This window comes from Kerstersia similis (assembly GCF_965139615.1).
Lineage (GTDB): Bacteria > Pseudomonadota > Gammaproteobacteria > Burkholderiales > Burkholderiaceae_B > Kerstersia > Kerstersia similis.
On the sequence record NZ_CBCSIQ010000002.1, the window covers coordinates 91,462 to 117,499 of the forward strand.

Consider the following 26,038-nt stretch of genomic DNA (forward strand, 5'->3'; position numbering starts at 1 on the left):
GAAGCGGTTTTGCTTGGGCCGTCTTTGTGCGGCCTGCGGTGCAGCGGCAAGCCCATTCGCTGCAAGGGAAGGGTAGTCGGGCAAGAGGCGCGCCGTTCAAAAATAGACGCGCCGTGATAGTCGAAACCAGAAAGGGGACAAACGACATGGCCGATATGTTCATCGGCGGCGGCGCACCCATGCGCAAGCCGAAAATCTATCAAATTCTGTATGTGCAGGTGATCGTGGCGATCACGATCGGCATTCTGCTGGGGCATTTCTATCCGGATATCGGCGCGAAGATGCAGCCCTTGGGGGATGCATTCATCAAGTTGGTGAAGATGATTATTGCGCCGGTGATTTTCCTGACGGTGACGACAGGGATCGCTGCGATGAGCGATTTGCAGAAGGTCGGGCGCGTGGTCGGTAAGGCCATGGTTTATTTCCTGACTTTTTCCACCTTGGCCTTGATTGTCGGTTTGGTCGTGAGCAATGTGGTGCGGCCAGGGCACGGGATGCATATTGATCCCGCCACCCTGGATCCGGCTTCCGTGCAGGGCTATGTCGATAAGGCGCACGACAGCACGATTACCGGCTTTTTGATGGGTATTATTCCCGATACGCTGCTGAGTCCTTTCAATACAGGCAACATCCTGCAGGTGTTGTTCGTGTCGGTGCTGTTCGGGATTTCGTTGGCGATGGTGGGCGAGCGCGGCAAGCCGGTGCTGACGTTTATGCAGTCGTTGATGAGCCCGGTGTTCCGTTTGGTGGCCATGCTGATGAAGGCGGCGCCGATCGGTGCGTTTGGCGCGATGGCATTCACCATCGGTAAGTACGGGATCGAGTCGGTGTCGAGCCTGGCATTGCTGGTGGTGACGTTCTATCTGACCTCGGTGTTTTTTGTTTTGTTTATTTTGGGTGCCGTGGCGCGCTATAACGGTTTTTCCATTGTGAAGCTGGTGCGCTATATCCGCGAGGAGTTGCTGCTGGTTCTGGGGACGAGTTCGTCCGAGGCCGCGTTGCCGACGCTGATGCAGAAGATGGAGCGGGCCGGGTGCGCGAAGTCTGTGGTGGGCCTGGTGGTGCCGACCGGGTATTCGTTCAATCTGGACGGGACGAATATTTATATGACGATGGCGGCGCTGTTTATCGCCCAGGCCTGTGATATTCCTTTGACTTTGCAGGATCAGGTGTTGTTGTTGCTGGTGGCAATGCTGAGTTCCAAGGGCGCGGCCGGCGTGACGGGCGCGGGTTTCATTACTTTGGCCGCGACGCTGTCAGTGGTGCCGAGTGTGCCTATCGCCGGGATGGCACTGATTCTGGGGATTGATCGTTTTATGTCCGAGTGCCGGGCGTTGACCAACTTGACGGGTAATGCCGTAGCCGCGATTGTGGTGGCCCGTTGGGAGGGCGAGTTGGATAAGGATCGGTTGACCGCTGTGTTGAATGGCGAGCCTGTGCCTGATGTGCTGGCCAGTGCGCCGATTTCCGATTTGGAGTCGGAGGCGGATCGCCGTGATGCGCCGGTTGGGGCCTTGCCTCAGCAAGGGGCTTGAGTTGCAGGCTTGCGCTGCGGCGCTTTGCTAAGGCTCGTTGGGGGGGGGCGCTGTTTGCCCTGGGGGCTCGCTTGTTGCGGAGCATTGCGCTGGCGAAGGTCGCGGCGCGGCGTGAGGACAGGCCCAGGGCAGACCGCGCGGTTCCGGCTGTGCCGGTACTCCCCGTGCCGGGCGGCGCCACACGGCCCCAGGCCCGCCCTCACACTGTATTGCAGGCATCCGTATTCTGCAGATGCACTTTTCCCGGTTTGCCCGCTTTTCCTCGTTCCCAAAATGGGCATTCTGCTGCTGTCAGGCAGTGGAAATGCCAGGCCGTGGGCTGTAGCGCAGCAGGGACGGTGTAATAAGGCAGGGCGACAAGGGGCTGCGAGCAGTGTGGTGGAGCTGGTGCTGGTGATGAGATGGGTAGTGCGTGGGTCTGGCCGGTTTGCGGCCTTTTTTGTTTTCTGGCCGATGTTCTTGCTTGTCTAATACGGCAGTTGGCTTCAGAATGTCTCCGATTCGTTTTTTCTGTCAGGGAAAGCAGAGGGAATTAGCCTCTTTTTGTGATTCAAGTGGGATATCAAGTTGTGAATAAGTCCCATTTATTTTACAATTTTCACTTGCCTGATTGAATGTCTTTCTCAGGCTGTTTCTCTGTCATGGGGGCGGACAGCCGCCAGCTAAGCGATGTTTCCTTTTCATGCTTCATAACTTAAACAACTGGTCCACGCAGCGCTATCCTCTTGGCCTGCGTGTTGGTGCCGGTGTGGCTGTGGTTGCCTTGCATGCTGCCTTGTTCGGCGCATTGTTCCTGGCCGAAGGTGATCCTCCTGTTCAGGAAGAGCCGGAAGCGGTAATGGTGCGTTTTGTGGAGATCAGTCCTGATCCCCAGCTTTCCAAGGCTCCCCAGGCAGATACTCCCCCGGCGCCGCCGCCACCCCCGCCTGTCAAACCCGAGCCCGAGCCTGAACCTGAGCCCGATGAGCCAGAGGTTGAGCCGGATCCCGAGCCTGAGCCTGTAATAGAGCCCGAGCCCGAGATCAAGCCGCCTGTGGTGGAAGAGGCGCCCAAGGTCAAGCCGCAGCCTAAACCCAAGCCCCGACCCAAGCCGGTTGCGCCGCCTGCGGTGACTCCCGTGCAGGAGCCGGTCGAGGATGCGCCGCCGTCCGATGCGCCGCCGTCCGATTTGCCGCCTAGCGGTGATCCCGATGCGAAGGGCGCGCCCAGCGGCCCGCAGATGGGTACGCCGCCGGATCAACCGCGCATGATCGGCCATGTGGATTATCTGGGTCGCCGGCCGTTGCCGGATTACCCCCAGGCTTCGCAGCAGCGTCGTGAGCAGGGCCGGGTGGTCATCCGTGTGCTGATCAATACGAACGGTGAAGTCGAGGACGCCCAGGTGCAGCAGTCTTCCGGTTTCGAGCGTCTTGATCGTTCCGCCTTGGCTGCAGCGCGCAAGTCACGTTTCAAGCCCTATACCGAAAATGGTGTGCCGTATCCTGCCATGGCCGATATTCCGTTTGATTTCGTCCTGAGGAACAGGCGTTGAGTTCAGGCATCCTCCTTTTGGGGGATGCCGCTGGTTTTTAATCCAATCGGATCGCAGCACGCCGCAGCGGCAAGCGACCACATAGTATTTGTCATGAGGAAATAAGATGTCCGATACCTTGATTACGCCGACAACGTTGGCCCAAGTGTTGGCGCAGGTGTCGCCGGCGGCGGATGCGGCGAGCAATACCGGCGCAGCGACTGCAGCAGATGTGGCAGGTGCGTCGCAAGCTGGCGCGGATGCGGTGGCCGCCCAGGCCGGCGCCGCTTTGCAGGCAGGTGCAGAAACGGCGCAGCAGGCCGGCGCTGCATTGCAGGCTGGGGCAGACGTTGCCGCCGCGCAGGCTGGTGCCACCTTGCAGGCCGGTGCCGATCTGGCTGCGGTCCTGAGCCAGCAGGCCGTCAATGCCAGCGCGGGCGCCGCCGAGCAAAGCATGGGCTTCTTGCATTTCGTCGCACAGAGCGATGTCGTGGGCAAGGCGCTGTTCATCGTGCTGCTGGTGATGTCGCTGATCAGCTGGTATCTGATCATCGTTAAGGCCATCAGCAATTACCGTACCCGCAAGCGCGCCCGTTCTTTCCTCGACAAGTTCTGGAATGCCAGTTCGCTGGAGCAGGTCGAGAATGAAATCATTACGCATGGCGCCAACGATCCGTTCTCGCACCTGACCAGCCACGCGGTGTACGCTCAGAAGCATCACGCCAAGTATGGCGCGACCAAGCTGGAAGAGTCCGGCAGCAATGGCGATTTTGTCAGCCGCACGATGCGCAAGGTGATTGATGAGGAAACGGCCAAGCTGGAAAACGGTTTGACCGTGCTGGCTTCGGTGGGCTCCACGGCACCGTTCGTCGGTCTGTTCGGTACGGTGTGGGGCGTGTATCACGCGCTGGTTGGTATCGGCATGTCCGATGGCATGACGATCAACCGTATCGCAGGCCCGGTGGGCGAGGCGCTGATCATGACCGGCCTGGGTCTGGCAGTCGCTATTCCGGCCGTGCTGGCGTTCAACGCCTTCGTGCGCAGCAACCGCGTGCTGCTGTCGCGTCTGGATGCGTTCGCCTATGATCTGTTCGCATTCCTGAGCACGGGTCAGCAAGTTGAGTTGTCCGATGGCAAGCTGCGCGCAATGCAGCGCCGTGGGCAGTCGGCACAGAACAAAGGAGCCAACTGATGGCTTTCGGCAGCTTTGACAGCAAGCAGAGCGGCGGCCACACCATGTCAGAAATCAATATGGTGCCGCTGATCGACGTGATGCTGGTCTTGCTGGTTATTTTCATCATCACCGCGCCTTTGCTGGCGCACTCGGTGCGCATCAACCTGCCACAGGCCAGCTCCGAGCAGATCGAGGAAAATCCCAAGACCATCGACCTGGCGATTGATGCCGGCGGCGTGGTGTTCTGGAATGAAGAGATCGTACTGCTGGATGATCTGACCGGCCGTTTTGCTTCCATTTCGCACGAACGCCCCCAGCCCGAAGTGCGTATCCGCGCCGACCTGAATACCCGCTACGAAACCCTGGCGCGTGTCATGGCCAGCGCTCGTCGCTCCGGTATCGCCCGCATCGGTTTCGTGACGCAGCCCGGCGCTCCCGGCTCTGCGGCAGATAGCGCAGCGGGTACCGCAGCACCGGCCGCACAGCCCCAGCCTGCTTCGGGCGCGGCTGCGCATGGCGCGCACTGAGGCCTGACGAACAGAACGGCGCCCCGGGCTCTCAGAGCCGGGTGCCGCCTGGAGTCAGGGGCGCTGCGCCATTCATGGCCTTCGCTGCTTGTGACGCAGGCAACAGCCTGGCTGCATCGGTCACCTGACAGGAAACACCCCGGAAACGTTTTCTCGTTTCCGGGGTGTTTCGTTTTGATGTTCCGCCAGCATGCCTTCGGATAGAATTCATGACATGCGAGTACTCCTGATAGAAGATGATGCCACGCTGGGCCATGCGTTGCGGGAATTCCTGCAAGATCAGGCCTATGCGGTTGATTGGCTGCAGAACGGTACCCAGGTGCAGAGCGCCCTGGATGGCCATTCCTATGATTTGCTGGTGCTGGATCTCAACCTGCCGGATGCGGATGGGCTGGATATTTTGCAGCGTATCCGGGCAGCCGGCGACGATGTGCCAGTGCTGATTCTGACGGCACGGGATAGCCTGAGCGATCGGGTGCAAGGCTTGGATGCGGGGGCGGATGATTATGTGGCCAAACCGTTCGAGCTGGCTGAACTGGCCGCCCGTGTGCGCGCCCTGGCGCGACGCCGCCTGGGGCAGGCGCAGCCGCTGCTGGAGGCCGGGCTGCTGTCCATGGATACGGTTGGCCGCGAGGTGAGGGCGCGAGGCGAGCGCCTCGGTTTGTCCGCCAGAGAGTTTTCCGTGCTGGAAATGCTGATGACACGCCTGGGCAAAGTGGTGACCAAGCGCCAGATTGTCAATTCGCTGTCAGCCTGGGATGCGGATTTCAGCGAGAATGCCGTGGAGGTCTATGTGTATCGCTTGCGTAAGCGGCTGGAAGGCTGCGGCGTGAGCATACAGACGGTGCGCGGTTTCGGTTATGTGCTGGAGCCATGCAGCGAGTAAGCACCAAGCCGGCGACGCCCGGCAGCATTTTGCGCCGTGGTTCGCTGGCGCGGCATTTGCTGGTACGTTTGTTGCCGCCCATTCTGGCGCTGGTGTGCGTGGATATCGGCGCGACCTGGGTGCTGACGCATAAGCTGGAGGCCTCGACCTGGGCGCTGGAAGATGTGTTCTGGTTCATGGTGGCCGGGCAGTTGGCGTCCCTGTTCCTGTTTGCCTGGGTGCTGCTGGTCGGCGTGCGTTCCGGGCTGAAAGGTGTGACGGATCTGTCGGAGTCGCTGGGCGAGCGCAGCGCAGAAGACCTGCAGCCGTTGCCTGCCAATAATCTGCCGCTGGAGATCGCGCCCTTGGTAGAGCGCACCAATGAGTTGCTGGCTCGCCTGGATGCGTCCATGGCCGCGCAGCGGCGCTTTATTGGTCATGCCGCCCATCAGTTCCGCACGCCGCTGAGCGGTCTGAAACTGGAGTCCGAATTGATGCTGGCGCGTTCCTTGCCAGAGGATATCGAAGCCAGGGCGCGGCGCATCAAATCGGTCACGGATCGCATGATCCGTCTGGGGCAGCAGTTGTTGGTGCTGGCGCGGGTGGATCCTGGAGTCAGGCCGCAGGATAGCTTTGTTTCCATGGATTTGTGCGAGTGGGCGCGGCATAGCGGCGCCCGTTGGCTGAGCAAGGCCAGGGATGCCGGCCTGGAGCTGGATATGAGCGCGCCGCCGCATCCGGTCTGGATAGATGGCGATCCCTTGCTGCTCGATGAACTACTGGGCAACCTGATCGACAACGCGTTGCGTTACGCGACAGGTGCGACCACCTTGCGTTTGCGTATCAGCAGTACACCCCCCGTGCTGGTGGTCGAGGATGATGGTGTCGGCCTGGCGCCTGATGAGCAGGAAAAAATCTTCGAGGCGTTTTACCGGGGGCCATCGGCTGTGCCGGGTGGCGCCGGCCTGGGGTTGGCGATTGTTCGCGAAATCGCCGAGGCCCATGGCGCCTGGTGGCGCCTGGAAAGCCGGCCGATATTGTCCGGGACGCGCTTCAGTGTGGTGTTTCCCGGGCCGCGTAAGGGCGCCGTGTTGAATCGCCAGGAGCGGCGCAAGTGGGAGTCCACGGAAAGCTGAGGGCACACTGCCCGACCAGGCAGGGCAACAAGCACCAAGGGGCCGGATATTCCGGCCCCTTGGTATTGGTAGGGCGGCATGCCGGGGAAGGCTGCCGCCTGTTTTTGTACTGCCCCGTACTTGGGTGCGGCCAGGGCAGATGGGAGGTCAGCGTTTGCCGATCAGCAGGAATTCCATCAGGGCTTTCTGCACATGCATGCGGTTTTCTGCTTCATCCCAGACCACGCTTTGCGGGCCGTCGATGACTTCGGCAGTGACTTCCTCGCCACGGTGGGCGGGCAGGCAGTGCATGAATACCGCATCTGGATTGGCCTGGGACATCAGGCGCTCATCAACGCGCCAGCCGGCAAAGGCGGCGCGCCGCTCGGCGTTTTCTGCTTCATAGCCCATGCTGGTCCAGACATCCGTGGTGACGAGGTCAGCGCCACGGCAGGCCTCGGCGGGATCATCGAATTGCTTGAGCACCGAGGCTGCCGGGTTGCCGATGCGGGCAGGGTCCAGGGCATAGCCCGGCGGCGTGGAAACATGCAGCGTGAAGCCCAGCATTTCCGCTGCTTGCAGCCAGGTGTAGGACATATTGTTGGCGTCGCCGATCCAGGTGACGGTCTTGCCGGCGATGGGGCCACGATGTTCGATGAAGGTAAAAATGTCCGCCAGAATCTGACAGGGATGGTACTCGTTGGTCAGGCCATTGATCACCGGTACCCGGGAATGGGCAGCGAAGCGTTCGATGCGGGTCTGTTCAAATGTGCGGATCATCACCAGATCCACCATGCGCGATACCACGCGAGCCGTATCTTCGATGGGCTCCGAGCGTCCCAGCTGGGAGTCGTTGGTAGTCAGGTGGATGACAGAGCCTCCCAGCTGATACATTCCGGCCTCGAATGACACACGAGTACGCGTGCTGGCTTTTTCAAACACCATGGCCAGGGTACGGTCGTGCAGGGTCAGGTGCGGGATGTAGCGTTTGAAGTCATCCTTGATGATGCGGGCGCGGTCGAGCAGATACAGGATCTCGTCGCGTGTCAGATCGGTGAACTGCAGGAAGTGACGCAAAGGAGCTGCTTGTTGAGAGGTCTGGTTCATGATTATCTGCGTGATGGTTCCTGCGCCGGGCAGTTTGTGCAGCGCAGCATGTAAAGCACTCCGGCCCACCGGCCAGCGCTTTCCGCCACATCGCGGAGGAGCCCCAGGCCCCAGCCGCAATACCTGGCAGAAGCTGCATCCATGCGGCGCAAACTCCAGCCCAGATGGGTGACAGAGCTATCTATCATACCTGACGAGCAGGAAATGAGATGCAAGCACGAGGCAGAAGATACGGCAGCCTGCGGTATGTGCAGCGCAAAATGCGCAATGGGGCAAAGAGGCAGGCGAGTGAAGCGGCACGCCTGGGGGGCCGAAAGAGGCACGTACAGGTTCAATCATATACAATCCCTGCGCAAGCAAGTTGCGGCGCCGGACATCGGTCTTGGCCGGGCAGCTTGCCAAGCCTGTTGATCCTGGTGCATTTTCCATGACAGAACAAGTAAGCCAACACATTATCCACGGCGTGACAGAATCGGGGCAGCGCTTTCGCCCCAGCGACTGGGCTGAACGCCTGGCGGGCGTGATGGCTCCCTTCCGACCGGTCGGTTCCCCGGCCAGTCACTTGACCTATTCCCCTTACGTCGTGCCTACGGTCATCGACGGCGTACGTTGCGTGGTGGTGGATAACCGCCTGCGCGAACTGGAGCCGCTGGCCTGGAAGTTCGTCATCGGCTTTGCCCATGACAATGGCCTGAAGATCAGTGAGCGGAAGGGCGGCGACTGAGGCCTTTGCCGCGCGCCTGCCGTGAGTGCGGGGCTACCCAGACTGCTTTGGCCGGTTTCATCCCAGCAAGCCTCTGCACAGGGTTCCGGGCTCAAAGGTGACGGGGCACGTGTCGCACAGGCTGCGTGGGCAGCCTGCAGCGTTGTCTGCCCGGTCAGACGGGTGTCAACACTTTGCCGCCAGCCAGAAAGCTGCGCAGGTTATCGAAGAGCAGCTCGGCCATGTCCGCACGGGTTTCCAGCGTTGCGCTGCCGATATGAGGCAATAGCACGACTCTGTCGGATTGCTTGAGGGCATCGGGCACGTTGGGCTCATGGGCGAAAACATCCAGTCCGGCTGCGCCCAGGCTGCCTTCTTCAAGTGCTTGAACCAAGGCGTTTTCATCCACGACCGAGCCGCGCGCGATGTTGATCAGCGTACCTTCCGGGCCGAGCGCGCGCAGGATGTTCTGATCGACCAATTGGCGCGTATCGTCGCCGCCGACGGCCGCCACAACCAGAAAATCTGACCAGCGCGCCAGGTCTTCCAGGGTTTGCGCATAGCCATAAGGCACATCGCTGCGAGGATGGCGGTTGTGGTAGCGGATTTCCATGCCAAAGCCATCGCCCCGTTTGGCAATGGCGCTGCCGATGCGGCCCAGGCCAAGAATACCCAGTTTGCGGCCGCTGACCCGACGGCCCAGCGGAAAACCGCCATGCACGGCACCCCAGTGTCCCTCACGGACAAAGCGGTCGGCTTCGGCAATTCTGCGCGCGCTGCCAAGCAGCAAGGCCCAGGCGAGGTCAGCCACGCAATCGGTCAGAACATCGGGGGTATTGCTGACCTGGATGCCGCGCTGGTGCGCGGCGGCGATATCAATCGAATCGAAACCGACCCCCCAGCTGCAGATGGCCTGCAGATGCGGCAGCGCCTGCATGGTAGCGGCATCGCAGCCGCGTACGGCGGTAGTGACCAGCAAGCGTATGGCGGGAGCTTCCTGTTTGAGGACGGCGGCAGGGTCGTCCGCCTTCCAGAGGGGAACGACGTCATAGAGCGATTCCAGGCGTTCCTGGGCGCCTGGAGAGCCGGCCAACGGCCCCAATTGCAGGATGCGTATTTTTTCAGTCATGGCAAATCTAGCTTGAAGGTCAGTGAAAGACGAAAAAATCATGCCATGACCCGGCATCCAAGCGCAAACTTTGTCCTTGATGCCCTTGATGCCCTTGATGCTTCGATTGCCTTGAGCGTCCTGAATGCCTCTAGCGTTCTTGGCTGGCCTCAGTGTCGCCGCTATCGTCCTCCGTCTGCGGAAACGCCAGCAGCACAGCGCCCCCTTGCTTGTCGTCGAGCAGGCGGGCCTGGATGCGCCCGGTGGGCAATTGCAGCGCGATGCCTTGCGACCAATCTTCCTGCTTGCTGGCGTAGGCGACAAAAGCCGGCATGCGCAGGATGTTGCTGAGTCGGAATCCGAGGTCTTCGGGCAGGTTGAGACTCAGCATCCGTTCCGCATTTTGATTGCACCAGGTCAATTGCAGCTCGCCGTCGAGCCGCAGGACGCCAAAAGGCAGGGCGTTCAGCATGGTTTGCCAGTCATCGAATACGGCATGCGCCTGCTCCGTCTGTTTGCGTAAATGCCGGTGCTGGCGATAGATATTGGCGATCAGTTTGTCGTAGCCGCGCAGTTCCGCGGGTGGTGTGCTGTCGAGCTGTACCGACCAGTGCAGAAGCCGCTGTTGACGGCGCCGGCTGCGCCAGTAGAGCAGCAGAATGCCTGCCGCACAGGCCAGAATGCCGGCGTAGCCGCCCAGGGTTGCCTGTAGCGCGGCACCGACGGCAAAAACAAGCAGAAGGGAAAGGGGAATGGCGAAGGTAGAGGGCGTAATGGGTACGTGCATGTAACGTCGCGTGAAATCAAGTCTAACGAAATATAACCCTTGAAACAAAGGGTGCCGGACACATTAGCTGCTATTGAAATCGCTTTACGCTGCATGAATATGACCGCGGGAGCACCGATGGTTCCGTGGGAAGGCCTGGTGGATGGCGGGTTTTGCGGGGTGTGGCACACGTAAAACGGAGCCGGAAATCCGGCCACGGCAGGTTCTGCAGCAGCTTTGGAGAGCGCAGGCGCATCGCGAGGGGTTGTTACATTTTTCGTGGCAACTTGCCGTATTTTTCTGTGGAATCGGCCAGGAAAGGTAGAGAAACCCTGCCGTGTCAGTGCGGCTTCTGCCATGTAAGAACGTGTGCGTTACGATGCGGCATGCAGCTTGCCGGTGGATTTGAATGCGTCGGCAGGGCAGGACAGATGGATATTGGAGACGACATGGCAGAAATTTCGATTCTGGATCTGGCGCGGATTGGCCAGGACGCCGATGCGGGTGCCGCCTTGCGGCGTGCCAGGGATTTGGCCGCGCAGGCGGAGCAGTGGGGGTATTCGCGTTTCTGGGTCGCTGAGCATCACAATATGCGGGGCATCGCGAGTTCCGCGACGGCCGTCGTGATCGGTTATATCGCCGCAGGCACCAGCCGCATTCGTATCGGTGCTGGCGGCGTCATGCTGCCCAACCATTCGCCACTGGTGATTGCGGAACAATTCGGCACCTTGGCCAGCCTGTACCCAGGACGGATCGACCTTGGCCTGGGGCGTGCGCCCGGCACGGATCAGGCCACCTTGCGCGCCTTGCGCCGCCATCCCGCTGCGGCGGATCGTTTCCCGGAAGATGTGCTGGAGTTGCAGGCCTTGCTGGCGCCGCCGCGCACCGGACAAACCTTGTTCGCCGTGCCGGGGGTGGGCATGGAAGTGCCGCTATGGATTCTCGGGTCCAGCACTTTTGGCGCTCGCCTGGCGGCAGAGCTGGGCTTGCCGTTCGGGTTCGCCTCGCACTTTGCGCCGGAATACCTGTTGATGGCGCTGGATATCTATCGCAGCAATTTCCGGCCGTCGCAGCAGCTGGCACGCCCGCACGCCATGGTTGGCGTCAATATCATTGCCGCGGACAGCGAGGCCCAGGCGCGCCGTCTGGCCACGACCCAGCAAATGTCATCGACCAACCAGATGCGCGGTACGCGCGGCCTGAGCCAGCCGCCCATCGACGATATCGAGACCTACTGGACAGCCGATGAAGCCCGTCGCGTGCGGCAAAAGCTGGCGCGCAGCATTATCGGCACACGCGATACCGTGGCTGAAGGCTTGGCAAAGTTGCTGGAAGAAACGCAGGCCGATGAATTGATGATTGTGTCCGATGTCTATGAGTTCGAGCACCGCCTGCATTCCTATGAGTTGATCAGCCAGGCTCATGCCCTGGCGACCGGCGTATAGTGGGCCGCCGGCAGAGCCATTTGTTTTTTACTCTCTTGCAATAAGGAGTTTCACCATGACAGAAATTTCCCGTGATGGCAGTTCGGGCATGTTCCTGCGTCGAGTGCTGGCGACGGCCGGGCTGGGCCTGGGGCTGATGTTTGCCGCTGGCGCCCAGGCGGCTGACGCAGCGACGGATCTCAAACCGTTCCCGGCCGCTCAGCCAGGCCAGACGCGCTATGTGCTCAACCTTGAGAGCCGGCCCCTGGAAGAAGACTACGAAGTGCAGTTGATTGTCGGCAAGACGCTGCCTACCGATTGCAATCGACAGTGGTTCATGGGCAATCTGTCCGAGGAAACCGTGCAGGGCTGGGGCTATGGCTATTACGTGCTCAATAACGTAAGTGGGCCTGCCAGCACCCTGATGGGCTGCCTGGATAGCGTCAAGAAGAACAGCTTCGTGAGTGTTCAGGGCGATGGCTTCAAGGTGCGTTACAACAGCCGCCTGCCCTTGGTGGTCTATGTGCCGGAGGGCTTCCAGCTGCGTTACCGCCTGTGGCGCGCCAGCGATGAAACCTGGGAAGTTGCCGCGGACTGAAAATGCTGGAAACTTTTGCGATTCTGATGCTCTGTCAGGGCATCGGTGAGTTGTTTGGCCGTCTCCTGCATCTGCCTATTCCCGGGCCGGTGCTGGGGATGGTGCTGCTGTTCTGTCTGTTGCGGGCTCGCCCGCTGCTTTTGGCCCGGATGGAAGCGACGGCCAATGCCTTGCTGCAGCACCTGTCGGTACTGTTTGTTCCGGCAGGCGTCGGGATCATCGCGGCATTTGGCATGTTGAAGGAGCATTGGCTGGGGATTCTCCTGTCCTTGCTGATCAGCACGATTCTGACGCTGGTTGTGACCGGGCTGGTGGCGCGCTGGATGACCGATGCCGAGAGCAAACGCGCATCAGGAGAGGCGCATGAGTGACACGACAGGCGGATTATTGGGGTATATGGCGGCTTCGCCGTTGCCTGGCGTGACACTGACGCTAGGCGCCTTTCTGGTGGCGCAATGGGCGCACGGACGCACGGGGCGGGCGCCCTGGGCAAATCCGGTGGCGATTTCAGTCGTGATCGTGGCTGCTATTCTGGGGCTCGCCGGTATTCCCTATGAGGTGTATTTCGATAGCGCGCAGTTCATTCATTTCCTGTTGGGGCCGGCCACAGTGGCCCTGGCAGTGCCGCTGGCGCGGCTCTGGCCGCGTTTGAAGACAGCCTGGCGGCCGTTGACGGCCGGTCTGGTGGCGGGCTCGGTCATTGCGATCGGTTCGGGCACGACCCTGGTGCTGCTGATGGGCGGCGACAAGGTGCTGGCCATGTCCATGGTGCCCAAGTCGGCCACCTCGCCGATTGCCATGAGCGTTGCCGAGCATCTGGGCGGGCTGCCGTCCCTGGCGGTGTCCTTTACCCTGGTGGCTGGCATGATAGGTGCAATTACCGGCGTGACCGTGTTGCGCCTGATGCGTATGGAATCATCCGTGCTGGGCGGGTTTGCGCTGGGGGTGGCTTCGCATGGCATCGGTACCGCCAGGGCATTCCAGGTATCCATGGAAATGGGGGCTTTCGCCGGCCTGGGCATGGGGCTCAACGGGATCGCTACGGCCGTGTTGGCGCCGTGGATAGCACCGGTCATTATGTGGTTGTTCGGATGAGTGGCGCGCGATGAGTGGTGTGAATCTTCCTGCCATGGACGCATTGTCGGATCTGGCGCTGAGCGACGCCGCTCGCATGCGCCAGGCCATGCTGCAGGCGGCCGAGGCGGCGGTGCGGGGCGAGGTGCCGGTAGGCGCCGTGATTGTCGATGCCGAGGGCAAGGAGCTTGCGCTGGGCGGCAATCGCGTCATAGGCGACAGCGATCCGAGCGCGCATGCGGAAATCGTGGCCTTGCGGCTGGCTGCCGCTGGCATGGGCAACTATCGCTTGCCGGGGGCAACGCTGTACGTCACGCTGGAGCCTTGCGTCATGTGCATGGGCGCCATCATGCATGCCCGCCTGGCGCGTGTGGTGTTTGGCGCGAGCGACCCCAAGACTGGCGCTTGCGGCAGCGTGCTAGATCTGCCCGCGTGCAAGACGCTGAATCATCATACCGTTGTGCAGGGCGGAGTGCTGGCGGAAGCGTGCGGGGAGCAATTGCGCGCCTTCTTCCGTGAGCGCCGTCTCCGTCAAAAAATGCAGCAGGAGCTGGAATAATGGGTGTTGAGCACCGTTCGCGTGCAATCTATGTCATGTCTCCCGCCGGTGCGATCCGCGACCCTGCGGTCTTGGAACGAGGGGTCGCGCATTTGCGCGCGCTGGGCTTCACGGTGACGCTGGATCCGGCTGCGGCCGGGCGCTATCAGCGTTTTTCCGGCACGGACGAAGAGCGGCTGGCGGCATTCGAGCGCGCGCTGGCACAGCCTGCGGATATCGTCATGGCAACGCGTGGCGGGTATGGCCTGAGCCGCCTGTTGCCGCGCCTGGACTGGGCGGCCTGGGCGGCGTCGGGCAAGCGCTTTGTGGGTTATAGCGACTGCACTGCATTCAGTCTTGGCCTGCTGGCGCAGACCGGCGCAGGGAGCGACGCCGGGCCGATGGTCTGTAGCGATTTTGGTGTTCAGACGCCGGATCCGGGCATGACGGCAAGTTTTCTTGGCGCGGTGCGCCAGGCGCAGGTCTTGGCCGATTTCGTGCCGGAGTTGCCTGCCGGCGCTTTTCGGGGCGATATCGCAGGCGCGGACTCCCCGGAGCTGGACTGCTCGGGTATGCTTTGGGGCGGCAATCTGGCCTTGCTGGTGTCCTTGATCGGCACGCCGTATCTCCCGGCGGTGCAGGGCGGCATTCTTTTTCTGGAAGATGTCAGCGAAGCGCCGTTTCGGGTCGAGCGTATGCTCAGCCAATTGCTGCATGCCGGCATCCTGGCGCGGCAAAAGGCGATTCTGCTGGGGCGTTTTACTGACAGCGGCCATCCGGACAAGCAGGACGGGCACGACCTGGTCCAGGTGTTCGAGTGGCTGGCCCGGCAAGTCAGCACACCGTTGATCGGAGGCTTGCCACATGGGCATGTGCCGGAAATCCTGACGCTGCCGGTAGGCGCGCAGGCCCGGCTGACGCTGCAGTCCGGCCGGGCGCGACTGGTGCGCGCCTGAGCCGGGCGCGGGCATAGGGTGCGTTTGCTGGCCGTGCTTGGTACACTCCCTCTTTCCCCGGGCATTTCCCCCTGGCGCCAGGCGGCGCCTGCCTGGCCTGTACGGCAGGCCGCCAATCCGTTTCTTCTCATCCCCTTATCGTGATCTCTACAGCCAATCTTACTATTCAGTTCGGCCCGAAACCCCTGTTCGAAAATGTTTCGGTCAAGTTCGGCGACGGCAACCGCTATGGCCTGATCGGTGCCAACGGTTCCGGCAAATCCACCTTCATGAAAATCATCGGGGGGGATCTGGAACCGAGCGCGGGCAATGTGACGCTGGATCCGGGCATGCGGCTGGGCAAGCTGCGCCAGGATCAGTTCGCGTTCGAGGATTTCCGGGTGCTGGATGTGGTGATGATGGGCCACTCGGAAATGTGGCAGGCCATGAGCGAGCGCGACGCCATTTACGCCAACGCGGATGCGACGGAAGAAGATTACATGCGGGCGGCCGATCTGGAAGCGCTGTTCGCCGAATATGACGGCTATACCGCCGAAGCCCGTGCCGGTGAATTGCTGCTGGGCCTGGAAATTCCGGTGGAACAGCACAATCTGCCGATGCGCGAAGTGGCCCCTGGCTGGAAACTGCGTGTGCTGCTGGCGCAGGCGCTGTTCTCTGCGCCGGATGTGCTCTTGCTCGACGAGCCGACCAACAACCTGGATATCCACACGATTCACTGGCTGGAAGAAGTGCTCAACGGTTATCAGAGCACCATGATCATCATCAGCCACGATCGTCATTTCCTGAACCAGGTCTGCACCCACATGGCCGACCTGGACTATGGCGAACTGCGCATTTATCCGGGCAACTACGACGACTACATGCTGGCTTCGGCACAGGCGCGCGAGCGTGTCATGTCTGCCAACAGCAAGGCCAAGGAGCGTATCACCGAACTGCAGGACTTCGTTCGCCGCTTCGCTGCCAACAAATCCAAATCGCGCCAGGCCACCTCGCGCCTGAAGCAGATCGACCGGATCAAGGCCGATACGGTCGAGGTCAAGCCGTCTTCGCGTCAGAACCCGTATATCCGCTTCGAGCAGAACAAGGTCATGCACCGCCTGGCGCTGACGGTCGAGGGCATCAGCAAGGCCTATGACAAGCCTGTGATCCAGCCTTTCTCGGCCATGATCGAAGCCGGTGAAAAAATCGCCATCATCGGTGCCAATGGTGTGGGTAAAACCACCTTGCTGCGTATGCTGGCCGGTGAACTGGCGCCTGATCGCGGCACGGTCAAATGGTCAGAAAATGCCGATATCGGTTATATGGCGCAGGACGTTTCCGACCAGTTCGATACGGATCAGCAACTCTTCGACTGGATGAGCCGTTTCCGTCAGCCGGGCGACGAAGACCAATCCATCCGTTCGGTGCTGGGGCGCCTGCTGTTCTCCAGCGACGATCTGCCCAAGAAAGCGCGTGTGCTGTCTGGCGGTGAGAAAAACCGCATGACCTTCGGCCGTTTGATGCTGGGCCGTCACAACGTGCTGCTGATGGATGAGCCGACCAATCACCTGGACATGGAATCCATCGAGTCGTTGCAGCTGGCGCTGGAAAAATTCGAAGGCACCTTGATCTTTGTCTCGCATGACCGTGAGTTCGTCAACGGCCTGGCGACGCGTATCTTCGAAATCCAGGAGGGCGGTTCGGTCAACGATTACCGTGGCACCTACGAAGAACTGCTGGCCTCCAAGGGCGTGGCAGGCTGATCGCTGGCAGCGCAGTGAGCACGCCCATCTGCACCCTGGAAGGGCCGGCCAGTTACGAGGAAGACGTCAAGAAGAGCCGCTTCCTCGCGCTGGCCTGGCCGGTGGATGATGTGGATCAGGCGCTGGCGCATTTTGCGGCGGCCAGCGACCCGGAAGCCACGCATAACTGCTGGGCCTATCGCATTGGCGCGCAATATCGCTTCAATGATGATGGCGAACCCGGTGGCACCGCCGGGCGGCCCATCCTGCAGGCCATAGAAGGGCAGGGGCTCGATCAGGTCGCAGTGCTGGTCATCCGCTGGTTCGGCGGTATCAAGCTGGGTGCAGGCGGCCTGGTGCGCGCCTATTCCGGTGCTGCGGCGCAATGCCTGCGGCTGGCGCCCAAGCGCGTCATTATTCCCAGTCGGCTGGTGGAAACGGCAGTGGTCTTTGCCGAACTGGCGCGTTGCCAGGCCTTTGTCCTGGGCCAGGGCGCGGAAATCGTAGCGGAAGCCTACGATGGCGGGGGCGTTTCCTGGGTGTTGAAGGTGCCTGAAAGCGCACTGGCGACGGTGCATCGGGGGCTGATTGACATGACCCGAGGGAAAGCGCCCTGGAAAATCCAGGATGCGGATGACGCGTTGAGCGGCGGTACCGAGGGCTAGGCCTGAAAGTCCACGCCATGCCTTGTTTTGGCGCACAAGGACAATGCTTCGGTGCACCAAGATAAAGCAGGGCAGCGCATTCTGCCCAGGTTTCACTGTCGGAACACGGGCGAGCAATGCTGGCATGAAAAATGCTTAGGAGGAAGTACGCGTCCGGCCTCTCCCCCCTGATCACCAGGGGCAGCGGGCAGGACGTGATGGCCTGGTGCCATTCCTCTTCCTACTGCCTGGAACCCATCATGACGAAAACCCTGCTTCTCGCCTCGCTTGCCACTGCTGTGCTGGGCCTTGCCCTGGGCTCGCCGCCCGCCAGGGCCGATACAGACCTCGGTTCGGGTTTCACACTGACCGGCAACGGCACCATTACCAATGACTACCGTTTCCGAGGCTACTCACAGACCAATTTCCGGCCCGCCATCCAGCTGGGTATTGACCTTGCCCATACCTCTGGCTTCTATCTGGGCAACTGGAACTCCAACGTTGCCGACAACGTCTTCAACGAGGCCAATCTGGAGATGGATTTCTACGGGGGCTGGCGCGGTGATCTGGGTCACGGCCTGGGGCTGGATATCGGCGTGTTGCAGTACTGGTATCCTGGATCCGATAAAACGCCGGTGGCGGGCAAGGGCGGGAACTTCAATAACACCGACCTGTATGTGGGCCTCAGCTACGACATCTTCAGCCTCAAATACAGCTATACACCCAGTGATTTCTTCAATACGCCCGATAGCAAAGGTACCTGGTATCTGGATGCAGCGGCCAATATCGACCTGGGCGAGGGTTGGGGGCTGAATGCACACCTGGGCTACCAGAAACTGAAAAACCAGGTGGATATGGATGGCGATGATATCGGCCACTATGTGGACTACAAGCTGGGGGTCACCAAGGAACTGAACGGCTGGATGTTAGGTCTGGCCGCAGTGGGCGCCAGCGACGACAACTGGCTGCCAACTCGCAATGGCAAGAAATCTGGCCGCCTGGGAGCCGTGTTTTCGGTGTCGCGCGCATTCTGAGTCGCGTGGTGTATGCGCCAGGGAAGGTATAGCGTCGTCAAGCTGTGTGGGTTTATATATACTACGCAAGCAGGATCTGCTCGGTTTCAACCGTTTCTGCGGCGAGTGTTCGACGAACACGCCCACTTCACACTTGTGGTGGGGACGCTACGCGCCGAATGATTTCCGGTATCTTTGCCCAGCCACGAGGCAGCGTGGCTGGTGCATTCAGCCCAGGGGCGCCAGTCTCTGTTTCAACTGATGGAATGCTCGCAGTTTGGCGGGAATTGTTTCCCGCCGGTTCCGTTCCAGCATAGACAGAATGGTGTTGTAGCTGGTGTCTTGTGTAATCTCCACGAAACGTAGGCGGGTGAGGGCAGAGGCTTCATCCCGAATCGCGGTTTTGGCATCGGAACTGGAGCCAGGCAGGTCAATGGTAATGCGGACGGGAATGTGCAGGCTGTCGATCTGCCTGCCGGTGACATAAATCTTTTTTTCCTTGAACGGGTGCACGCCGTCACTGATGCCGAGATTGCTGAATTTGTCCACGTTATCGCTGTACAGCCAATAACGTCCGGGCTCCAGCCATAGACCGTGCTTGCTTATTGCTTCGACCTTGACGCCACCCATTTCCAGAGAAACCGCAGTTTCCAGCTGCTCCATGATCATGGGCAACCGAGTGTCGGGAATGGAAAAATGAATGGAATCAATGTTGCAGTAACAGATTTCCAGCTCTGGCAGCAGTTGGCAGAGCTTTTCCATGTATTCCAGCAACAGAGTGCGGCTGCGAGCGACGATGCGTTGACTGAGGCTGAAGCATGCCGAAGCGCTGCGCAGAGCCGGCGCTATCAGTTCCATGCCATTCGCTTGCTCGCGCAAGGTGATGCCCTTTTTTCCTGATAGCCATAGGCAGAAGGCAGACATAGGTTCGCCTGCATGAGGAAAAATGCCGAAATTGTTGCGCAGGTAGGCCAGCGCCTGATTTAGGTTGGGGAAATGGCGTTTTTCTTTGTCGGGGCGATTGGCGCACGAAGCCATCAGGGTCATTTTGAATTTTTCGCAGTCTTCCAGTGGCTTGTTCGATTGTTTTCTGAAGTTCAGACGCCGGGCATGCGCACGTCGGACTTCCCGCGCCAGAGGGTGCCGGATACTGCGGTCGGCAATGATGCCATCTACGAGATGAAGGCGCGGAAAATGTCTGCGATAGAACTCGATTTCAAATTCGTTTAGCTCGATTTCAATGCCGTGTTCCAAAGATGCGCCCAGATAACGGCCTGCGAAAAAATGACGGAATGGCGAGTGCTTTTGGATAAACGGGCTGTGCTTGCCGTCAAGTCGGCAGCGGAATAGGCCAGGGGGCAGTTTTTCATTTTTACCCAGCGGCCTGTCATAAGTTTGCACCGACATCCGGCTCGGGTCGGGGAATGAATACTGCATGCATGCCGCATACATGGCGTTGAAGTCGATCGCGATGACGCTGCGATCAGGCCGGGTTTCTTCCAGCACATAGACGTCCTGCAAGGGCAGGTGCCACGCGCTGTAAAAGCGAGTATCCAGGTCGCTGATCATGCCTAGCGCATTGCAAATGGTATTCCAGCCCTGGTTGCAGAATTCATCGGGCATGAACAGGTGCTTGCCATAGCGCTGCAAAAGGGCGAGCAGTTGCGCATGGTTGCTGCTGGCGTCGCCAATATATTTTCGCGGGGGCAGCCAGGGATGCAGGGCTTCCAGTGCTTTTGGAGGGCGCGTGCCTGGATTGGCAAGCGCGATCAGATCCGCCTCGCGCTGGGTCAGCGTGAGGGTGGCAATGCCGGCGTATTTTTCTGGGTACTTCTCGATGTCATGGTGGCCGCTTGCATCCACAATGCAATTCGGGTCGGCGCCCAAAGATATGCTTGTGGCAGGCGTTGCGCGTTTTTTTTTGCGCAGACGCATGCGGCATGCTTCCGCGCTGGAAAAGGACGGCGCGCCGGCAAAGCGATAGATGCGATTCATACCCTCAATGGCAGTTTGGGAGTCGTTTGCAACGGGCCCGTCGGTGTTCTCGGGCGGCCTGCAAGCTTGCATAGGCCAGTGCCAGTTCATTGACGGCAATCGTCGGGACAAGTGTCCGGCGTGCCTGCGCCATGAAATGCGTTACACGCTCGAATGATTGACGGATACTGACGGGATAGTAATAGGTGATGGGCCAGAGGTGCTGTTGTTGCCAGCCACGAATGAAACGGGCGTTGGGTCGCTGAAGGAGAACGGCGGGCGCGCCGGCCTGCTGGCGGCGCTTTGCATAGGCCTGATCCAGGTTGATCAGTGCCATGAACCGCTTCTTCTTCGACTCTGAAACGGAGAAATGCAGCCGTACAAGCGATAGTATCCGGCGCATTTTCTCCCGGTCCAGGTGCTTTGGGCCTAGCGGCCCCTGGATGTCTGCGGCGATACGGTGAATGGCGTCCTGTACCTGAGTCGTTCTGTCATAGGCAAGCATAGTTGGCGCGTCGAGGTCTTGCTCGAATTCCTGTCCTTGCTCGAAGGCTTCTTTCAAGCATAGGCGATGCTGGCGACTCAGGGACAGGCCGGACTCAGTAAAAAAACGGTACAGCAACGCGGTAATGCCATAGGGCAGAGAGGCCGTCATGGCCGAGTCGATGGGAAGGTTTTCTTTGCGCGCGTATCGGCGGATGGCGTAGGCACGGCCTTCGGTCAGCAATGCTTTGACGAGTTGTGATTCGAGTTGCTCAGGACGGTTGCTGCTCCCGCCCAGGTGCTTGTCGGCGCGATAAAGCGCCCATTGCCAGTCTTGCGGCGACAGACCCAAGGCATCCTGCAGCAGGTGTGGACAAATGAAGCTGCCGTCGAGCAGGTCTATGTCTTTGAATTGGCTGTCCCAGGCCGCAGCCAACTGTTCTTCGTGGCTGTCATCGTCACCGTGAATCGAGACAAACGCATCCAGTTCCCGGATATAGATCGAGTCAAAATTTCCCGTGTTGCTCATCGTCGTCTCGTGTTCAATGCGTGCTTGGACGGGGAGGCTGCGCAGCAACATGCTACCGGCTCTCTCCCGTCCCGATTGGGGTCATCCTCCACCTATTGGATCAGCCTGGATGCCAGCGCTGCATCACTCGGCGAAAAAGGCGTAACGGATCACGAACAGCGCCGCGACCACCCAGGTTGCAGGATGGATCTGGCGAATGCGGCCGGTGCCGGCTTTCAGAATCACATAGCTGATGAAGCCAAAAGCCAGGCCATTGGCGATGGAGTAGGTGAAGGGCATCATCAGCACGGTCAGTGCTGCCGGGGTGGCTTCGGTAATGTCTTCCCAGTTGATTGCCGTCATCTCACGCATCATCAGGCCGGCGACATACAGCAGCGCGGGTGCGGTGGCATAGGCCGGCACGGAACCTGCCAGCGGTGCGATGAACAGTGCGGCCAGGAACAGCACGGCAACGACCAGCGCGGTCAAGCCGGTACGGCCGCCGGCTTGCACGCCCGAGGCGCTTTCGACAAAAGCAGTCGTGCTGCTGGTGCCCAGCGCGGAACCGGCGATGATGGCGGTGCTGTCGGCAAACAGGGCGCGGCCCAGGCGATTGGGCTTGCCTTCGGGCAGCAGATCAGCGCGCTTGGCGACGCCAACCAGTGTGCCGGTCGCATCAAATACTTCCACCAGTACGAACACCAGAATCACACTGATGAAGCCCGTATGCAGCACGCCGATAATATCCAGCTGCATGAACGTCGGCAGAATGCTGGGCGGTGCGGAGAAAACACCGGCAAACTCGTTGTAGCCCAGTACCATCGACAGCACGGTAATGACCAGGATGCCGATCAGAATGGCGCCGCGCACGCGCAAGGCATCCAGAATGGCGATCAGGAAGAAGCCGCCCAAGGTCATCAGCGGGGCATGGTGATGCATATCGCCCAGCGTTACCTTGGTTGCCGGGCTGGCGACGATGATTCCCGAGGTGCTCAGGGCGATGATGGCCAGGAACAGGCCTATGCCGGCGGCGATGGCGCTGCGCAGCGATTTCGGAATGCCGGCAATGAGCCAGGCGCGAATACCGGTGGCAGTCAGGATAATGAAGATGACGCCGGAAATGAATACCGCCCCCAGCGCTTGCTGCCAGCTGTAGCCCATTGTGCCGACCACGGTGAAGGCGAAGAAGGCGTTCAGCCCCATGCCAGGGGCCATGCCTATCGGCCAGTTGGCGACCAGCGCCATGATGATGGAACCCAGTGCTGCCGCCAGGCAGGTTGCCACGAACACGGCGCTGCGATCCATGCCGGTCGAGGACAGAATGTCAGGATTGACGAAGATGATGTAGGACATCGTCAGGAAGGTCGTGATCCCGGCGATGATCTCGGTGCGCACGGTGGTGCCGTGTTCACGTAGCTTGAAAAATTGCTCCAGCATGGGGGTTCCAGAGAGTAGGTCGATGAAAGGCGTAGCCGGCAGGTGGGCAGACTGGGTGCGGAGGCGCTCGGCCCGTACCAGGGCGGTAGGCCTGGCGGGGGCATATTGATGCACGGCGGCGCGGCGTAGCCGGTTGGTTCTGCAGCGCAGCTGGCATTTTCGTCGATTGGCCGCACCAATGAAAGCCTGGCGAAAACCGCGCAGAAATTACCACTTTTCCGTATGATATGCAGCGTTTTCCATGGGCAGGGCTGAAAGAAAGACCGCGTTTGGATGTAAACTGCGGCCGCATGATCATCCTGGGATTCGAAAGCTCCTGCGACGAAACCGGCGTTGCCGTCGTCTGTACGGAGCGTGGGCTGTTGGCCCATGCCTTGCATACACAAATCGCCATGCATGCCGATTATGGCGGCGTGGTGCCTGAACTTGCCTCGCGCGACCATATTCGTCGCGCCTTGCCGCTGACCACAGAGGTCTTGGCCCAGGCTGGCCTGACGCTGGCCGATGTCGATGCCATTGCCTATACGGCCGGGCCGGGCCTTGCCGGTGCCTTGCTGGTAGGCGCCAGTGTGGCGCAATCCATGGCCTGGACGCTGGGGGTGCCTGCCATTCCTATTCATCACCTGGAAGGGCATCTGTTGTCGCCGCGGCTGGCGACGCCGCAGCCTGCATTTCCTTTTGTCGCCCTGCTGGTCAGTGGCGGCCACACCCAGTTGATGCGCGTCGATGGGGTGGGACGTTATGAGTTGCTGGGCGAGACGCTGGACGATGCGGCCGGCGAAGCCTTCGATAAAAGCGCCAAATTGCTGGGCCTGGGCTATCCGGGCGGGCCGGCATTATCGGCGCTGGCCGAGCAGGGCGATGCCAGCCGCTTCGAGTTACCGCGCCCCATGCTGCATAGCGGCGACCTGGATTTCAGCTTCAGCGGGCTGAAAACGGCGGTGCTGACCAAAGTGAAGGCGGCCAACGCCAATGGTGCGATGGACGCGCAGACGCGCGCGGATCTGGCCGCAGCCACCCAGCAGGCGATTGTCGAGGTATTGATCGCCAAGGCTGCGAAAGCCTTGCGTCAGACCGGCCTCAAGCGTTTGGTGGTGGCGGGGGGCGTGGGAGCCAATCGTCTGCTGCGGCAACGGCTCGATCAGGCGCTCAAACCGATCAAAGGCGAAGCCTTCTTTCCACCCCTGGCGCTATGCACGGACAATGGGGCGATGATCGCTTTTGCGGCAGCCCAGCGGGTTCAGGCTGGCCTGTGGTCGCCTGAGGAGGATCCGGAGACCAGTCTGGCCCATGCCTTTACGGTGCGGCCGCGCTGGGATCTGGCGGATGTCTCGCGGCCTGCCTGAGCCTGCCGGCGCGCTTGCGCGCCAGCGTGACATCCGGTGCATCGAGGGCTGAACAGACGCCCCCGTGCACGCTTGGTGCAGGTGCAGGCCGGGGTCAGCGCTTGCGCTCCTTGCGCGCATCGGCATTGGGGCGGATCTTGCCGGAAATGGTGGCATTGCCGCCATGGTCTTTTTTCTGCCCGATGCGGCTTTCCTTGCCGGCCAGCAGGCGTTCGATATTGGCACGATGGCGGGTGAGCAGCAGCAGGGTCATCGCAACGATGGCCGTGCCGACGGCCGTGCTGGTGCGCCAGGCAATGTCGGAGCCGAGGATATAGTAAAGCGGTGCGGCCAGCGCGGCGATCAGGGCCGCCAGCGAGGAATAGCGCCATATCAGCGCGGCGGCAAGCCAGGTCAGCGCGACCAGCAGCGCCAGCAAGGGGGCCAGGCCGAGCAGGACGCCCAGGGCCGTGGCCACGCCCTTGCCGCCCTTGAAGCCCAGGAACAGCGGAAACAAATGGCCGAGGAAGACGGCAATGGCGGTCAGGGCCAGTACGCCTGCGCTCAGGTCATACTCCGGCCCCCAGACGCGCACTGCCCAGACGGGCAGCCATCCTTTGGCCGCATCGCCCAGCAGCGTCAGGGCGGCGGCGGTCTTGTTGCCCGTGCGCAGCACATTGGTCGCCCCCGGATTGCCGGAACCGAATTTGCGCGGATCCTGCAGCCCCATGACTTTGCTGACAATCACGGCGAAGGGCAGGGAGCCGATCAGGTAGGCCAGGGGGACGACAATCCAGGGCAGCAGGGCGTATTCGTTCATGAGAGACGAGGAATGAAGGAGGAGTTCATGCAAGGCCGCCTATTGTAAGAGCTAAGGTAAGGGCTAAGTACAGGTTTGCGACTTTTGGTTCGCGGCTTTTCGCTCATCATGCCGCATGGCGGAACGCCTGCCGGGCATGGCCGGGCAGTAGGCTTGCTGGCGTAGCGGGTCTTTGCCAAGGGCCGGCCGGCTGGCAAGTAAGCCCTGGCGGGTTCCCGCAGGCCGGTTCCTGATAGTGCAAAAAATCCTGTGCTTTGATGCGGTTACGGTGGGCGGAAGCGGTGCCGGCAGGTACAATCAGGCGCTGCTGTTTCGCTGGATCCGGCTCTCGCGGGGATCTCGGCAGCTTTATGGATGGACAGGAAACTATGCGTATTTTGATTTCCAATGATGATGGCTATTCCGCTCCCGGGCTACAGGCGCTGGTGGATGCCTTGCGCGGCCTGGGCGACCTGACGGTCATTGCGCCTGAGGCCAATCACAGTGGCGCGTCGAATTCGCTGACCCTGTCGCGCCCGCTGACGGTACGGACGGCCAGCAACGGCTTTCTGTGTGTCAATGGTACGCCTTCGGATTGCGTCCATATTGCGCTGACGGGCTTGCTCGATCAGATGCCAGATCTGGTGGTTTCCGGCATCAACAATGGCGCCAACATGGGAGACGATACGCTGTATTCCGGCACTGTCGCCGCTGCCATGGAGGGCTATCTGTTCGGTGTGCCGGCCATCGCGTTCTCACTGGTGGAAAAGGGCTGGTCGAACCTGGATGCAGCCGCTGCCGTTGCGCGCCAGATTGTCGAGCGCCAGATCGCCCGGCCTTTGACGGCGCCTTCGCTGTTGAGCGTCAATATTCCCAACCTGCCTTTGCATGAGATCAAGCCGCCGCGCGTGACCCGGCTGGGGCGTCGGCATCCATCCTCGCCGGTCATCCGTTCGGCGAATCCGCAAGGGGAAGTGATTTACTGGATCGGGCCATCCGGGGCTGCGGCAGATGCCGCGCCGGGGACGGACTTCCATGCGCTCTCTGAGGGCGCAGTCTCCGTGACGCCGCTGCAAACGGATCTGACCCATCACGGTCAGCTGCCGCGCCTGCACGATTGGCTGGCCTGATCGC

The 26,038-nt window shown here is 60.8% G+C and carries 25 protein-coding genes; 18 read left to right on the forward strand and 7 right to left on the reverse strand.

The annotated features are described in order from the left end of the window. The first annotated feature begins 146 nt into the window (after positions 1-146). The 6 genes from ACNA1V_RS01700 (at position 147) to ACNA1V_RS01725 (ending at position 6,747) form a co-directional block, all read left to right on the forward strand. On the forward strand, positions 147-1,535 hold the full coding sequence (locus ACNA1V_RS01700; RefSeq protein WP_415831851.1) for a dicarboxylate/amino acid:cation symporter: 1,389 nt from the start codon (positions 147-149) through the stop codon (positions 1,533-1,535). A gap of 682 nt (positions 1,536-2,217) precedes the next feature. Beyond that, positions 2,218-3,066: an energy transducer TonB gene (locus ACNA1V_RS01705; protein ID WP_415831852.1), complete on the forward strand. Its 849-nt coding sequence runs from the start codon at positions 2,218-2,220 to the stop codon at positions 3,064-3,066. Between the two features lie 106 nt (positions 3,067-3,172). After that, positions 3,173-4,237 (forward strand): MotA/TolQ/ExbB proton channel family protein, encoded by a 1,065-nt coding sequence (locus tag ACNA1V_RS01710; RefSeq protein ID WP_415831853.1) that lies wholly within the window; start codon positions 3,173-3,175, stop codon positions 4,235-4,237. Continuing rightward, positions 4,237-4,746 carry an ExbD/TolR family protein gene (locus tag ACNA1V_RS01715; protein WP_415831854.1) on the forward strand — a complete coding sequence of 170 codons (510 nt, stop codon included), beginning with the start codon at positions 4,237-4,239 and terminating at the stop codon, positions 4,744-4,746. The genes ACNA1V_RS01710 and ACNA1V_RS01715 overlap by 1 nt, the downstream gene beginning before the upstream one ends. Positions 4,747-4,960: 214 nt before the next feature. Continuing rightward, positions 4,961-5,632 (forward strand): response regulator, encoded by a 672-nt coding sequence (locus tag ACNA1V_RS01720; protein WP_415831855.1) that lies wholly within the window; start codon positions 4,961-4,963, stop codon positions 5,630-5,632. Beyond that, entirely contained in the window at positions 5,620-6,747 is a 1,128-nt protein-coding gene (locus tag ACNA1V_RS01725) for a sensor histidine kinase (protein WP_415831856.1), read from the forward strand. Before ACNA1V_RS01720 ends, ACNA1V_RS01725 begins: the two co-directional genes overlap by 13 nt. 147 nt (positions 6,748-6,894) lie before the next feature. On the opposite strand, the gene argF is transcribed toward ACNA1V_RS01725, so the two are convergent. Then, on the reverse strand, positions 6,895-7,833 hold the full coding sequence (gene argF, locus ACNA1V_RS01730) for an ornithine carbamoyltransferase (protein WP_415831857.1): 939 nt from the start codon (positions 7,831-7,833) through the stop codon (positions 6,895-6,897). A 427-nt stretch (positions 7,834-8,260) separates the two neighbouring features. Between argF and ACNA1V_RS01735 the strand changes: the two genes are divergently transcribed. Continuing rightward, positions 8,261-8,557, forward strand: coding sequence for a DUF3579 domain-containing protein (locus tag ACNA1V_RS01735; RefSeq protein ID WP_415831858.1), 297 nt, complete (start codon positions 8,261-8,263; stop codon positions 8,555-8,557). A gap of 154 nt (positions 8,558-8,711) precedes the next feature. On the opposite strand, the gene ACNA1V_RS01740 is transcribed toward ACNA1V_RS01735, so the two are convergent. Then, a complete protein-coding gene (locus tag ACNA1V_RS01740) occupies positions 8,712-9,665 on the reverse strand; it encodes a 2-hydroxyacid dehydrogenase (protein WP_415831859.1) in 954 nt (317 codons plus the stop codon). Positions 9,666-9,795: 130 nt separating this feature from the next. Beyond that, the gene (locus ACNA1V_RS01745) at positions 9,796-10,431 is read right to left on the reverse strand and encodes a PAS domain-containing protein (protein ID WP_415831860.1); all 636 of its coding nucleotides are present in this window, start codon (positions 10,429-10,431) and stop codon (positions 9,796-9,798) included. Between the two features lie 428 nt (positions 10,432-10,859). Here ACNA1V_RS01745 and ACNA1V_RS01750 point away from each other — a divergent pair, with 428 nt between their 5' ends. The 9 genes from ACNA1V_RS01750 (at position 10,860) to ACNA1V_RS01790 (ending at position 18,399) form a co-directional block, all read left to right on the forward strand. Continuing rightward, positions 10,860-11,855: an LLM class flavin-dependent oxidoreductase gene (locus tag ACNA1V_RS01750; RefSeq protein ID WP_415831861.1), complete on the forward strand. Its 996-nt coding sequence runs from the start codon at positions 10,860-10,862 to the stop codon at positions 11,853-11,855. Positions 11,856-11,910: 55 nt separating this feature from the next. Beyond that, a complete protein-coding gene (gene eco, locus ACNA1V_RS01755; RefSeq protein ID WP_415831862.1) occupies positions 11,911-12,432 on the forward strand; it encodes a serine protease inhibitor ecotin in 522 nt (173 codons plus the stop codon). A gap of 2 nt (positions 12,433-12,434) precedes the next feature. Further along, positions 12,435-12,803, forward strand: a complete 369-nt coding sequence (locus tag ACNA1V_RS01760; RefSeq protein WP_415831863.1) for a CidA/LrgA family protein — start codon at positions 12,435-12,437, stop codon at positions 12,801-12,803. Further along, the gene (locus ACNA1V_RS01765; RefSeq protein WP_415831864.1) at positions 12,796-13,527 is read left to right on the forward strand and encodes an LrgB family protein; all 732 of its coding nucleotides are present in this window, start codon (positions 12,796-12,798) and stop codon (positions 13,525-13,527) included. Before ACNA1V_RS01760 ends, ACNA1V_RS01765 begins: the two co-directional genes overlap by 8 nt. Before the next feature lie 34 nt (positions 13,528-13,561). After that, a complete protein-coding gene (gene tadA, locus ACNA1V_RS01770; protein WP_415832021.1) occupies positions 13,562-14,065 on the forward strand; it encodes a tRNA adenosine(34) deaminase TadA in 504 nt (167 codons plus the stop codon). Continuing rightward, positions 14,065-15,000 (forward strand): LD-carboxypeptidase, encoded by a 936-nt coding sequence (locus tag ACNA1V_RS01775; RefSeq protein ID WP_415831865.1) that lies wholly within the window; start codon positions 14,065-14,067, stop codon positions 14,998-15,000. The genes tadA and ACNA1V_RS01775 overlap by 1 nt, the downstream gene beginning before the upstream one ends. Positions 15,001-15,140: 140 nt before the next feature. Beyond that, complete coding sequence (locus tag ACNA1V_RS01780) at positions 15,141-16,742, forward strand: ABC-F family ATPase (protein WP_415831866.1); 1,602 nt, start codon at positions 15,141-15,143, stop codon at positions 16,740-16,742. Positions 16,743-16,756: 14 nt separating this feature from the next. Continuing rightward, on the forward strand, positions 16,757-17,386 hold the full coding sequence (locus tag ACNA1V_RS01785; protein WP_415831867.1) for an IMPACT family protein: 630 nt from the start codon (positions 16,757-16,759) through the stop codon (positions 17,384-17,386). Positions 17,387-17,625: 239 nt separating this feature from the next. Further along, a complete protein-coding gene (locus ACNA1V_RS01790) occupies positions 17,626-18,399 on the forward strand; it encodes a TorF family putative porin (RefSeq protein ID WP_415831868.1) in 774 nt (257 codons plus the stop codon). Between the two features lie 207 nt (positions 18,400-18,606). Here ACNA1V_RS01790 and ACNA1V_RS01795 read toward each other — a convergent pair whose 3' ends face one another. From ACNA1V_RS01795 to ACNA1V_RS01805, 3 genes are all read right to left on the reverse strand, one after another. Continuing rightward, positions 18,607-20,463 (reverse strand): hypothetical protein, encoded by a 1,857-nt coding sequence (locus tag ACNA1V_RS01795; RefSeq protein ID WP_415831869.1) that lies wholly within the window; start codon positions 20,461-20,463, stop codon positions 18,607-18,609. After that, entirely contained in the window at positions 20,378-21,415 is a 1,038-nt protein-coding gene (locus ACNA1V_RS01800; protein ID WP_415831870.1) for a hypothetical protein, read from the reverse strand. The genes ACNA1V_RS01795 and ACNA1V_RS01800 overlap by 86 nt, the downstream gene beginning before the upstream one ends. A gap of 72 nt (positions 21,416-21,487) precedes the next feature. Then, positions 21,488-22,780, reverse strand: coding sequence for an NCS2 family permease (locus tag ACNA1V_RS01805; RefSeq protein ID WP_415831871.1), 1,293 nt, complete (start codon positions 22,778-22,780; stop codon positions 21,488-21,490). Between the two features lie 290 nt (positions 22,781-23,070). Here ACNA1V_RS01805 and tsaD point away from each other — a divergent pair, with 290 nt between their 5' ends. Next, the gene (tsaD, locus tag ACNA1V_RS01810) at positions 23,071-24,126 is read left to right on the forward strand and encodes a tRNA (adenosine(37)-N6)-threonylcarbamoyltransferase complex transferase subunit TsaD (protein ID WP_415831872.1); all 1,056 of its coding nucleotides are present in this window, start codon (positions 23,071-23,073) and stop codon (positions 24,124-24,126) included. 94 nt (positions 24,127-24,220) lie between these two features. On the opposite strand, the gene plsY is transcribed toward tsaD, so the two are convergent. Then, the gene (plsY, locus tag ACNA1V_RS01815; RefSeq protein ID WP_415831873.1) at positions 24,221-24,925 is read right to left on the reverse strand and encodes a glycerol-3-phosphate 1-O-acyltransferase PlsY; all 705 of its coding nucleotides are present in this window, start codon (positions 24,923-24,925) and stop codon (positions 24,221-24,223) included. Between the two features lie 368 nt (positions 24,926-25,293). Here plsY and surE point away from each other — a divergent pair, with 368 nt between their 5' ends. Then, positions 25,294-26,034 carry a 5'/3'-nucleotidase SurE gene (gene surE, locus ACNA1V_RS01820; RefSeq protein ID WP_415831874.1) on the forward strand — a complete coding sequence of 247 codons (741 nt, stop codon included), beginning with the start codon at positions 25,294-25,296 and terminating at the stop codon, positions 26,032-26,034. The last annotated feature ends 4 nt before the right edge of the window (positions 26,035-26,038 follow it).

Coding starts and splice junctions, on each gene's coding strand:
- ACNA1V_RS01700 (WP_415831851.1), top strand. CDS start 147: ATGGCCGATATGTTCATCGGCGGCGGCGCACCCATGCGCAAGCCGAAA.
- ACNA1V_RS01705 (WP_415831852.1), top strand. CDS start 2,218: ATGCTTCATAACTTAAACAACTGGTCCACGCAGCGCTATCCTCTTGGC.
- ACNA1V_RS01710 (WP_415831853.1), top strand. CDS start 3,173: ATGTCCGATACCTTGATTACGCCGACAACGTTGGCCCAAGTGTTGGCG.
- ACNA1V_RS01715 (WP_415831854.1), top strand. CDS start 4,237: ATGGCTTTCGGCAGCTTTGACAGCAAGCAGAGCGGCGGCCACACCATG.
- ACNA1V_RS01720 (WP_415831855.1), top strand. CDS start 4,961: ATGCGAGTACTCCTGATAGAAGATGATGCCACGCTGGGCCATGCGTTG.
- ACNA1V_RS01725 (WP_415831856.1), top strand. CDS start 5,620: ATGCAGCGAGTAAGCACCAAGCCGGCGACGCCCGGCAGCATTTTGCGC.
- argF (WP_415831857.1), bottom strand. CDS start 7,833: ATGAACCAGACCTCTCAACAAGCAGCTCCTTTGCGTCACTTCCTGCAG.
- ACNA1V_RS01735 (WP_415831858.1), top strand. CDS start 8,261: ATGACAGAACAAGTAAGCCAACACATTATCCACGGCGTGACAGAATCG.
- ACNA1V_RS01740 (WP_415831859.1), bottom strand. CDS start 9,665: ATGACTGAAAAAATACGCATCCTGCAATTGGGGCCGTTGGCCGGCTCT.
- ACNA1V_RS01745 (WP_415831860.1), bottom strand. CDS start 10,431: ATGCACGTACCCATTACGCCCTCTACCTTCGCCATTCCCCTTTCCCTT.
- ACNA1V_RS01750 (WP_415831861.1), top strand. CDS start 10,860: ATGGCAGAAATTTCGATTCTGGATCTGGCGCGGATTGGCCAGGACGCC.
- eco (WP_415831862.1), top strand. CDS start 11,911: ATGACAGAAATTTCCCGTGATGGCAGTTCGGGCATGTTCCTGCGTCGA.
- ACNA1V_RS01760 (WP_415831863.1), top strand. CDS start 12,435: ATGCTGGAAACTTTTGCGATTCTGATGCTCTGTCAGGGCATCGGTGAG.
- ACNA1V_RS01765 (WP_415831864.1), top strand. CDS start 12,796: ATGAGTGACACGACAGGCGGATTATTGGGGTATATGGCGGCTTCGCCG.
- tadA (WP_415832021.1), top strand. CDS start 13,562: ATGGACGCATTGTCGGATCTGGCGCTGAGCGACGCCGCTCGCATGCGC.
- ACNA1V_RS01775 (WP_415831865.1), top strand. CDS start 14,065: ATGGGTGTTGAGCACCGTTCGCGTGCAATCTATGTCATGTCTCCCGCC.
- ACNA1V_RS01790 (WP_415831868.1), top strand. CDS start 17,626: ATGACGAAAACCCTGCTTCTCGCCTCGCTTGCCACTGCTGTGCTGGGC.
- ACNA1V_RS01795 (WP_415831869.1), bottom strand. CDS start 20,463: ATGAACTGGCACTGGCCTATGCAAGCTTGCAGGCCGCCCGAGAACACC.
- ACNA1V_RS01800 (WP_415831870.1), bottom strand. CDS start 21,415: ATGTTGCTGCGCAGCCTCCCCGTCCAAGCACGCATTGAACACGAGACG.
- ACNA1V_RS01805 (WP_415831871.1), bottom strand. CDS start 22,780: ATGCTGGAGCAATTTTTCAAGCTACGTGAACACGGCACCACCGTGCGC.
- tsaD (WP_415831872.1), top strand. CDS start 23,071: ATGATCATCCTGGGATTCGAAAGCTCCTGCGACGAAACCGGCGTTGCC.
- plsY (WP_415831873.1), bottom strand. CDS start 24,925: ATGAACGAATACGCCCTGCTGCCCTGGATTGTCGTCCCCCTGGCCTAC.
- surE (WP_415831874.1), top strand. CDS start 25,294: ATGCGTATTTTGATTTCCAATGATGATGGCTATTCCGCTCCCGGGCTA.